Source organism: Ignavibacteriota bacterium, assembly GCA_016218045.1.
Taxonomy (GTDB): Bacteria; Bacteroidota; Ignavibacteria; order SZUA-365; family SZUA-365; genus JACRFB01.
Window position 1 is genome coordinate 38434 of sequence record JACRFB010000042.1, and the last position, 9985, is coordinate 48418.

8 protein-coding genes are annotated in these 9985 nt (G+C 56.7%); 4 read left to right on the top strand and 4 right to left on the bottom strand.

What is annotated here, in order from left to right; genetic code table 11:
* Window positions 1-96: 96 nt before the first annotated feature.
* Window positions 97-351 carry a HypC/HybG/HupF family hydrogenase formation chaperone gene (locus tag HY962_11365; GenBank protein ID MBI5647520.1) on the top strand — a complete coding sequence of 85 codons (255 nt, stop codon included), beginning with the start codon at window positions 97-99 and terminating at the stop codon, window positions 349-351.
* Window positions 348-1445 carry a hydrogenase formation protein HypD gene (gene hypD, locus HY962_11370; GenBank protein ID MBI5647521.1) on the top strand — a complete coding sequence of 366 codons (1098 nt, stop codon included), beginning with the start codon at window positions 348-350 and terminating at the stop codon, window positions 1443-1445. The genes HY962_11365 and hypD overlap by 4 nt, the downstream gene beginning before the upstream one ends.
* Here the strand turns inward: hypD and HY962_11375 are convergent.
* Complete coding sequence (locus HY962_11375) at window positions 1431-4436, bottom strand: T9SS type A sorting domain-containing protein (GenBank protein ID MBI5647522.1); 3006 nt, start codon at window positions 4434-4436, stop codon at window positions 1431-1433. The genes hypD and HY962_11375 overlap by 15 nt on opposite strands.
* 406 nt (window positions 4437-4842) lie before the next feature.
* On the opposite strand from HY962_11375, the gene HY962_11380 reads away from it, so the two are divergent.
* Both HY962_11380 and HY962_11385 read left to right on the top strand, forming a co-directional pair.
* Entirely contained in the window at window positions 4843-6174 is a 1332-nt protein-coding gene (locus tag HY962_11380) for a cellulase family glycosylhydrolase (GenBank protein MBI5647523.1), read from the top strand.
* Between the two features lie 42 nt (window positions 6175-6216).
* Entirely contained in the window at window positions 6217-6984 is a 768-nt protein-coding gene (locus tag HY962_11385) for a DUF1573 domain-containing protein (protein ID MBI5647524.1), read from the top strand.
* Window positions 6985-7236: 252 nt separating this feature from the next.
* Here HY962_11385 and HY962_11390 read toward each other — a convergent pair whose 3' ends face one another.
* The 3 genes from HY962_11390 to HY962_11400 form a co-directional block, all read right to left on the bottom strand.
* A complete protein-coding gene (locus HY962_11390) occupies window positions 7237-7836 on the bottom strand; it encodes a hypothetical protein (GenBank protein ID MBI5647525.1) in 600 nt (199 codons plus the stop codon).
* Between the two features lie 56 nt (window positions 7837-7892).
* Window positions 7893-9254, bottom strand: coding sequence for a hypothetical protein (locus HY962_11395; GenBank protein ID MBI5647526.1), 1362 nt, complete (start codon window positions 9252-9254; stop codon window positions 7893-7895).
* Window positions 9255-9327: 73 nt separating this feature from the next.
* Complete coding sequence (locus tag HY962_11400) at window positions 9328-9912, bottom strand: hypothetical protein (protein MBI5647527.1); 585 nt, start codon at window positions 9910-9912, stop codon at window positions 9328-9330.
* Window positions 9913-9985: the final 73 nt, after the last annotated feature.

The following is a 9985-nucleotide window of genomic DNA, read 5'->3' on the forward strand; positions in this document are numbered from 1 at the left end:
GCCCCCGCCCACTTTCCACTTTGCTACCTTCCACTTTCCACATTCCATTGACCCAACTACCCTCCATCACCTAACTTGCACAAAACGGACCCCACCATGTGCCTCGCGATACCAGGAAAAATTCTTTCGATCGACACAGCCGCCGCGCCGGTGATGGGGGCGGTGGATTTTGCCGGCATCCGCAAGGATGTGTGCCTCGAGTGGCTGCCCGAAGCGCGGGTGGGGGATTACGTGATCGTGCATGTGGGATTTGCACTGAGCATAGTGGACGAAGAAGAGGCCCGCGCCACACTCGAGCTGCTTCGCGAGATGGGCGAGATGCCGGAAGAGAGCGCGGGTCCGCCGTCGTGAAACATGTGGACGAGTATCGTGACGCCGGCGCCGCGCAGGCGCTCGCACGCCGCCTGAAGTCCGTGACAACACAGCCGTGGACCATCATGGAAATCTGTGGTGGTCAGACCCACGCGATCGCCCGCTACGGCCTCGAGGATCTGCTGCCGCGCGAGATCACGCTGGTGCACGGCCCGGGCTGCCCCGTGTGTGTGACACCGCTCGAGACACTCGACCGCGCCATGGCCATCGCCGCGCTGCCCGGCGTGATCTTTACGTCCTTCGGCGACATGCTGCGTGTGCCCGGATCCACGACCGATCTACTCGCCGTCCGCGCGGAAGGAGGCGACGTGCGCATGGTCTATTCACCTCTGGACGCGTTGCGGCTTGCGGAGGAAAATCCGGATCGGGAGGTCGTTTTTTTTGCCGTCGGCTTCGAGACCACCGCGCCTGCCAACGTGATGGCGGTGAAGACAGCCGCCGCGCGTGGCATCCGGAACTTTTCGATCCTGTCGTCACACGTGCTGGTGCCCCCGGCCATAGACGCCATCCTTTCCTCTCCGGACAACCGCGTGCAGGCCTTCCTCGCCGCGGGTCACGTATGTACGGTGATGGGCCTCAACGAATACCATCCCCTCGCGGCGCGTCACGGCGCGCCCATCGTGGTCACGGGTTTTGAGCCGGTGGACATTCTCCGCGGCCTGCTGCGCGCCGTCGAATTGCTCGAGGCGCGCGAGGCGCGTGTCGACAATGCCTATGCGCGGTCGGTGCGCGAGGAGGGGAATCCCGCCGCGCGCGCGCTGCTGGCCGACATGTGCGACGTGTATAATGCCGCGTGGCGCGGCATCGGCACGATTCCGCGGAGCGGATACCGGCTGCGCGAGGCCTTCGCGTCCTTCGATGCGGCGCTGCGATTTTCTGTCGACACGGTGACCGCCGCCGAATCGCCCCTGTGTATCGCGGGCGACATTCTGCGCGGCAATCGTCTGCCCGCGCAGTGCTCCGCCTTCGCCACACACTGCACACCCGAACATCCGCTCGGCGCGCCCATGGTGTCGTCGGAGGGTGTCTGTGCCGCGTATTACCGGTTCCGGCGCGGATCAGCGCAAGAGTAACGGGCGTTCCACGCTGCTCTCCGAAGTCTGCGCACGCACGAAGTACAACCCGGACGGCAGACCCGTGAGGACCGCATGAATTTGAAGATCGGCACCAGTAGCCATTCCGTCGAAAATGAGTTGAAGCTCCTTTCCATCCAGAGTCACCAGTGACAGTCGTACATGCCGTGGTGATGCCATGCGGCACTTGAGCGTCACACTTCCGTCAGAGGGATTGGGATACGGAACAGCAAGTTCCAGATCATCAGGTGGCGTCGCAAGGGAACCATGAGGTAAGGTGGTGACACCTGTATCGGTGATCAATGAAATACAGACGCGTGGCTTCGTGTCCTGATAATCGACCCATGACACGATCGCTTGCCCGGGAACGTGTGCAATGATATTTGCGCTTTCAGGTTGGTTCCGCCCGGGACAGATGACCCGGGCCGAGTCGCCGAATACCCGGCGCCCGTACTTGTCAATCCACTGAATGTATAATCCGCCGGTGAGTCCACGCGACCAGGTGATGAACGCTCCCCCGCTTCCGTCGGGGCACACCGTGTGATCCTTGCCGCTGTTGTTGTACACGGAGACGAGAGTACCGGTCGTTCCCCACGGACGGTCGCCGGTCCGCGTGATTTTGTGCAGCACCGCGGGGTTATCAACAACAGTGATGCAGCCACCCTCGCCGTCGATGCACGTACGCGTGTGCGAGTAGCTGGTCGCAATGAGACCTGGATCCGACAACACCTGGCCCTGCTCGCCCAACAGTCGTTCTCCCATCGCGTTGAGCCGCTGCAGCGTGGTCTTTCCTTCCTCGTCACGAAATGTGACGTATACTCCCCCTGCCGCATCCGATACCGCTGTTACTTCCACGAACAAGCCGGGACTCGCGCAAGGGACGCCGCGTGGATTCCACTGCAGAATCCCGTCCGCGCTGACACGCTGAGCGAATACTCCCGCTGCGCCCTGCGTTTCGTTCCAACAGATCATGGCACCTCCTGATCCATCAGGCACAATCGCATAGCCGATACCTGTCGCTCCCTTCACCGTGGAAAGAGACACGCCGCTGTCTCCCCACATGCGTTCGCCCTGCGCATCGAGGCGCTGCGCGCGTGTATCGGCGCATGCAATGATGACGCCTCCGGCGCCGTCGCTGATGGCACACGCTGCGACGATTCCGAGATTGGCGACGGATACGCCGCTTCCGCTCCACAGAGGCGAACCGTTTTCATCGAATTTTTGGGCGAGGGTTGCACGCGAGGCCGCCCAGCACACAATCGGTTCCATGCCGCACCCGCTGGCCAGCACTGGTTGAAATTGATCGCCTGTGCGGGGACCAGACACCCGCACTCCGTTCGACATCCACACGGGGCGTCCCTGCGGTGTCAGTTTTTGGATGTACACATTGTCGGTACCGGCAGTGCGTTTGTCGTTCCAGGCGAGATACACCCCGCCTGCTCCATCCGTTTTGCTGTCGGTGAACACAGATCCCCATGGTGCGGCAGTGTCGCTGATGACTCGGCCACACGGGATTACAGCGGTCTCATGCTGAAATTGCTCTGAGATCTCCGTGCTGCTTGAGACGGTATTGCCTTCCAGCATGCTCTCCGCGGATATGGTTCTCTCCGGGAAGGTATCGCCATACTGCCGTGCGAGATGCACCTGTGTCGGATCCACTTTCGACGAGGGCGCGGTTGCCGCGGCCGTGGGGACTCGGGGCAGGAAGAGTGATGCCGTGTGGAGGGTTGGGTAGCTTGGATCGTCACTGTGATCCGTCCATGCCAGGATGGCGGTACCCGTCCGACAGAGTATGATGCGCGGCCATTTTGTGAGACCGGCCGATGCCGTTACCACCAGACCCGAATCGCCGCAGCGCTGTTCGCCGCGCCTGTCCAGCCACTGCGCAAAGATTGTCCGCTTGTCGAGTGCAGTCCAAAGACATAGTGCGCCACCCATGCCATCGGCACAGATTCCATGCGAGGTGAGGAGTCCGCCCGCAGGGGTGACAATTTCACCCTCGGTATTCCAGCGGTGAGTGCCATCCGGACCGATCTTGTGTACGACAAGAGTCCCGGTCGTATCACTGCGCCGAAGAAAAAGCAGCACGCCGCCATTACCATCGGAACACATATTTCTCTCGAATGAATGACCGGCGAGGCGCAGACCTTTCGATCCACACGTGATTCTCCCCGCGTTGTCGACATGCTGGAGAATGACGCCGTTGTTCTCCTCCATCCAGGAGACAAAAACGCCAAAGTTGCCGTCGGACACTGCGCGCAGCAGAAAACGCAGCGTGGGACGAACGCTGAGCTGCACCCCGGTTCCCCGCCAATACAATGTTCCGGATCGACTGATGTGTTGCACATACGACTGGGATGGCTCCGCACGCGAGGACGGTTCGGTCCAGCATGCAAACACACCGCCGAATCCATCATCGACCACATCAAATTCCTCGGTCTCGACAAACGCACGGCGCGGACTGAGGCGAATGCCCTTTGGTCCCCACAGCAGTCGGCCGTCGGCGGAAACCCGCTGCACGACGGGGCTGTAATTGTCCCGCCACGCAAGTACCACTCCTCCATCGGGGTGTGGATGCAGCACGGGTTCAAAATCGGATTCAGGGGTGCTGCGTGGTATACGGATACCACCTTGTGCCCACAGGGCGGTGCCTGTCGAATCGAGCCGCTGCAGGTACAGGGAGGCCGATCCCTGCCACACGACGTAATGGGTGGCGTCTGATCCTGTCACAATCGACGCATTGCTCTGCGATCCGGCCGCAGCCAGGGAGAGGCGCACTCCGAGCGGCTGCCACAATGGTGTCGCCGCGGATCCAACCCGTTGCGCGTACATCTGCCACAGGTCGCTGTCGCGCCTGTCGCTCCACACCACAAGCGCACCGCCTCGTCCGTCGGGGCAGAGTTGCGGAAGCAAGGTTGTGACCTTCCCACTGAAGTGGGCTATCCGCGCGGAGACGCCGAGCACCTGGCTTGCAGCGGACGTCGCTGCCATACAGAGGAGCGCAGCGCACAGGGCTGCCGCACAAAGGTGTGTACGCCCCATGTCGTGCCTCCCAGCCGAAAAGCGTAGCTGATGTTTCATCGCCGTATGCTTCGTGAGTGATCCCGTCAATCCAATCACAATACAATCTGTACTCATGCCGACGCTCCGCAAAACCAATATTGTATAACAGAAGGTAGATAACTCCCAATTGCCGCACAATGATTTTCTTCGGCGGGGTTCCGTGTCACGGATGACACCCATCGCGCACATCGCGGAGTGAGCGTAGTTTGAAACCGCTCCGCGACTTTACATCTTGTATGTTGTGGTTACGTATGAACACATGGAGCGTTCTCCCACTCGATCTTTATGGTCGCGTTGTACGGAGTAAGGAAGCTCAGAAAGACAAGGAGTCTGCATGACAAGATCTCTCGGTGTCCTCACAATATTGTTTTTCATGCTGATCGGGATCTGCAACGCCCAATCCACGGCGCACACGCGGCTCGAATCGATGGGCCGGAAGGGGATTAATCTCGCGAACTGGCTCGAGGCCGGCTGGCTGGGGTCGGCGTATCCGAATCCGCGCGAGTACACGCGCGAGGATCTCGAGGCCCTTGCCCGCATGGGCTTCCGCACGATCCGTGTGCCGGTGATCTTCGAATGGATCACCAGCGACGAGCCGCCCTATGGCGAGGTGGTCGACAAAACGCCGTTCGATCTGATCGATTCGGTGGTGGTGCCGGTGGCCGAGAAGTACAACCTCGTTGTGATACTCGACAATCATCACGGATACGAACTCACCGAGGCGACCTACCTGTCGGACATCCCGCGGCTCTGCGGCATGTGGACGGCGCTGGCAAAAAAATACAAACACCTCCCGCCCGAGCGCTATTTCTTCGAACTGCGCAACGAGCCCACCTACGAAATCGAGAACGGACACCTGCATCAGGTGCAGCAGCAGATCATCGACAGCATACGCGTGGTCGATCAGGACCGCACGCTCATCGTCGGGGCCAACTGGTGGAATGCGGGCGGCAGTCTTGCCGAATCGGAACCCTACGACGATCCGTCCGAGAACATCATCTACACGTTTCACAATTACGATCCGTTTCCCTTTACACATCAGGGCTTCAGTTGGAGCGGACTGCCCACCGGTCCCACGTTCAGCGCGGCCGATCCGGAGGCGGAACCGATTCGCGAGGTCGTGCGCCGCGTGAAGCAGTGGTCCAACCAACACGGCGTGCCGGTTTTCCTCGGGGAATTCGGTGTGAGCTGGTTTGCGGATGCCGCCAGCCGCTGCGCCTACATCACGTTTATGACCACGCTGATGGCGAACACGGAAATACCGTGGCTGTACTGGGATGTCAAACACGGCTACGACGCCTTCGGCATTTTTACCGGCACCGAGGTGCGCGCCGACGAGCTTATCCCCTGTTTCAAGGACGCGATGGGACTGACCGTCACCGGCGCCGCCGACGCGCCAGTGGCGCATCGTCTCGTCCTCGGCATCAGTCCGCAGCCCGTGAACGGCAAGGCGCGGGTGTCGTGTACACTGCCCGCCGCGGCGACGCTGCACCTCACCGTCCACGACCTCTCGGGGCGCGAAGTGGCACGGCTGGCTGCCGGCGAGTATGCGGCCGGGACGCTCGAATTCCGCTGGCAGGCAGGGGCGCTGCCGCCGGGCTCATACTTTCTGCGCCTCGACGCGGGCGGACTCCGCGCCGAGCGGCGTGTGCTTGTGACACGATAAACACGGCATGTGTATATTTCGAGACACAGGAAAGGACATCCCATGAACCGATACATCCGATATGCCGCTCTGATATTCACGGTGTGTGCGATGGCGCACGCCCAGACTCCCGCGAAACCGTCCGCGCAGGAGTGTTTCAAGGCGGTCGAGAGTGACTACAACTTCGGGAAGGTGGACGGCGGCGTGCCGGTGAAACACACCTTCGTCTTCAAAAACACCTGCACGAGCGTGGTGGAAATCGATCAGGTGCGCGCGAGCTGCGGGTGCACGGCGGCCGTGATCAGCGAGAAGTCGGTGAAGCCCGGCGGCGAGGCCAAAATCGACGTCACGTTTACGCCGCCCAACGGCACGCGCGGAACCGTGAGCAAGACGGTAAGTGTGTACCTGAAGGACGCCACGGAGGCGCACACGACGCTGCGTTTCTCGGCCGAAGTGAAAAGCTATTACGACATCGAGCCGCGGAGCTTCCAGCTCCAGGGCGCCGAGGTGGGCGCGCCCGTCAACGCGCGGGTGACCATGAAAAACACCGGAGAAAAGGATCTGGATGTCCGCAACCTGGTGCTCAGCGTCACCTCGTACAAGGATACGGTGATTTCGGGACGCAAGAGCAACATCGCCCTCGTGTCGTCGGGCACAATCCTCACGCCGACCTCGTTCACGCTCAAGCCCGGCGAGACGCGGCCGCTGGAGATACAGGTGACGCCGCAGTACCCGGGACAGATCCTCGGTTCGCTGCGCATCAGCACGCTCACCGCCGAGGAGTCCGTGCCCATCACCGGCGTGGTGCAGCAGCCCTTCATCCGCCGCTGACCGCAAATACCAACGTACCAGCGGCACGGGTCGACGGCTACGATTCGGACGCCGACCGTGTGAAATGGGTGTCACATTTTACACGGGGCGTGTTTCTATCCCACAGGAAACCCGGAAGAGCCCTATTATTCTTCTATCGCAGAGAAACAATTTGGGATTTCACCAGTGAATGTGTGCATGCTACCAACTACGATCGCGCAGATGCCGCGTGCAACTACGACCCCTCCTTATAAAGCGTATTGAATTGCCAAATCAATCGTGATAATACTCCTTTAGATTCGGTAATGCCTTCCGAATCCTCTCGATCTCCTGACGGCTGATTGGATTGTTATTGACATCTAATAGCCACAGTCTTTTCAGTTTATGAATGCTATCCGGTAAAACTGTTAGATGATTATCACTAAGGGTGAGAACACCCAATCCCTCCATATTGCAGATTTCATCAGGCAAATAGTTCAGGTTATTACTTGAAACACCCAATTCTATTAAATTCTTGAGCTTTCCGATCTCCGGTGCTATGGTGTCTATGGTATTATTCCGAAAGGCCATCCTTAGCACAGATTGTAGGTCTCCAATAAATGAGGGAATTGACGTAAGATGTCCCCTTCGCCATAATAATAACTTCATATTAGGCAACAAATTCAATTGAACAGGCAAGGCTGTTGCAGTATCTCCTTCAACATCAAGCGTAATCGCACGTTCGGGATACTTCAGTGCCTTTTCAAGAGAGTCGAAGCGAGTGCTATCAGTAGTATGATCTTGATTTGCGAAGTATAGGTTGTTATCATCGCAACTCATCATAACCGCTGTGAAGACAAGCGCGAGGACGAGGAGCCCGCTACGAGTATTCATGATATTGACTCCTTCTGAGTCCATGCATTTCCATATATTTCTTCAATAACATCATTTCACCGCGAATCAAGTTTTTCAATCGGCTTAGGGCAGCGAGGTAGAGGTGAGTTCAGCCACAAGTCGCTACGATCAACTGGATTCGTACCACGACATTCCCGACAATCACTCTTTGCGCAATAATATATCTGCTTAGTCTGTTTCATTGTTTGCTGTTTCAGGAGTTTTTGACGCTCGGCAGCAGCACAAAACATTTCAAGTCTACGCCAATACATCTCGCAATATGCGTTTTTGAGAACTTCAAGATCACGCTCGGTACAGCCCCCAGTTTCCTTATCTATTTTAGTCAAATGCTCTACCTCGTGTCCCAGCTTCCCTCGTCGGTCGCAAATGCAGCGTATCATAGCCCCAAAAGCTGCACTCCCTTGCAACAGTTTCTTCAATTCCGGCTCAAGATCAGAAGGGATTTTCCATATGTCCTTGCTACCGTAGTAATCATGTAGGTTGCATATCTCCCCAAGCTTATGAACAAATTCTTTAACAATCTCAGACGGATATGCTGCAGCGCCATTAAACTTGCTCTTGGCAGTCTTTAAATGTGTATCAAGATAGTCAACGTCTGTATACTCATGCATCTTCTCATTATAATAACGGCTCAATATAATATACGGATATGCTGATCGTCCATTAGCAATCTCCTTCATGTGCTCCCAGCCGACACGTTGATCCGAGTCGCCCATGCCACCAGTTGCATACCAAGGCCCGTCATACCCAGTGTACATTAATATATCTGCTAAAGATTCAAATCCATAAAATTCATTTTTCCATGTTTTATCGAAACCCAAAGGCAGCACGTATGCACCTAATGCGATATTCTGCTTCAATTTCGGTGTAGTTCCATCTCCCAATTCCACTTCATGGATTATTGTTACTGCACGTATATATGCCCTGTAGCACTCTTCTCTATTTTCATCAAGTTCATGCGGTTCACCGAAACATACTGCATAAAATGCTCCAGGCGCACCACCAGCAAATCCTACACCTCCTCTGATCCATTCAGACAATTTCGCCTTAAGGTCGTCACCCAATATCAGTTCCTTACTCAATTCAAGTATGATATCACCGTTATCCAGCTCAAATTTTTTAATATATTTTTGGTCGGCAAGACTCGCCGTAAGAACGAATTTATTAAACCCCATATTTTTCAAACGATCGATGTCTTCTTTTGTTGTTACGCAAATATCCAAATGAGTAAGATAGCAGAATAGATTGACCCCATCCTCCTGTGTACGACCTTTCCCTGAAGGGACTTCTACATAGTCATGGAATTCACATTCGCTGCTGTAATCTTGATAACACTTCAAATCTGCCATTTTCATCAGCTCCAAAGAATATGAAATCACCTTGACAACAACGATCACATCGATGATGGGTGCATGCGTCCCGCCATTTGACCTTCATGCGCATGCACCCATCAGCCGAGATGCGATTATTCTACGACACAATCATCCACTCCATATCGAACATGTAGTACGTCGAGCCGTTCTTCAACCACAATCCCATGCGGACGCTGCCCGGTTGGAGCAGGACGACATCAAACGCGATGCTTCCACCCACCCAACTGCCGGAAAAGAGGATCACCGGGATCGTTCCCTGCGCATCGCCGCGTGTCGCTGCATTGTTCAGGAAGCTCAGTTGGGCCTCCGTAATCGTCGCTGGGAACGTGAAGTACAGTGTGTTTTTCCATTCCGTGCCTGCACGCAGGAATACAGTGCGTCGAAGCGGCAGTGGCACCGCAGAGGCGCTATCCCATGTCAGATGTGAGAAATTCCACTGTGCCGCCTCGGCGACTTTCTCGAGATTGTCCGTCCCAAGCGCTGTAACAACCGGCTTGGCATCGATGCGAACGGCGCCGTTGATCTCCGTCCACGTCACATCACGGTAGTTCGTACTGCTCGCCAACGATCCCGCGATACCGCCCAGCGATGCCGAGGCGATCAAATCCAATGGGCACTTCGGGGAAGTATTCTGCATCCCATAGAAACTGTCGATCTGCCTGGAGCCATTTCCACAACTCATACTAACCTCCTATCGGTTCATAGAGTGCTTAAGGGCGCATTTTCAGGTTCGTGCTTTGTTTCGATTCTACTTC

What these genes read in the sequence shown, in the direction of transcription:
- HY962_11400 (MBI5647527.1), bottom strand. Translation starts at nt 9,912, where the DNA reads ATGAGTTGTGGAAATGGCTCCAGGCAGATCGACAGTTTCTATGGGATG.
- HY962_11375 (MBI5647522.1), bottom strand. Translation starts at nt 4,436, where the DNA reads ATGGCAGCGACGTCCGCTGCAAGCCAGGTGCTCGGCGTCTCCGCGCGG.
- HY962_11390 (MBI5647525.1), bottom strand. Translation starts at nt 7,836, where the DNA reads ATGAATACTCGTAGCGGGCTCCTCGTCCTCGCGCTTGTCTTCACAGCG.
- HY962_11365 (MBI5647520.1), top strand. Translation starts at nt 97, where the DNA reads ATGTGCCTCGCGATACCAGGAAAAATTCTTTCGATCGACACAGCCGCC.
- HY962_11385 (MBI5647524.1), top strand. Translation starts at nt 6,217, where the DNA reads ATGAACCGATACATCCGATATGCCGCTCTGATATTCACGGTGTGTGCG.
- HY962_11380 (MBI5647523.1), top strand. Translation starts at nt 4,843, where the DNA reads ATGACAAGATCTCTCGGTGTCCTCACAATATTGTTTTTCATGCTGATC.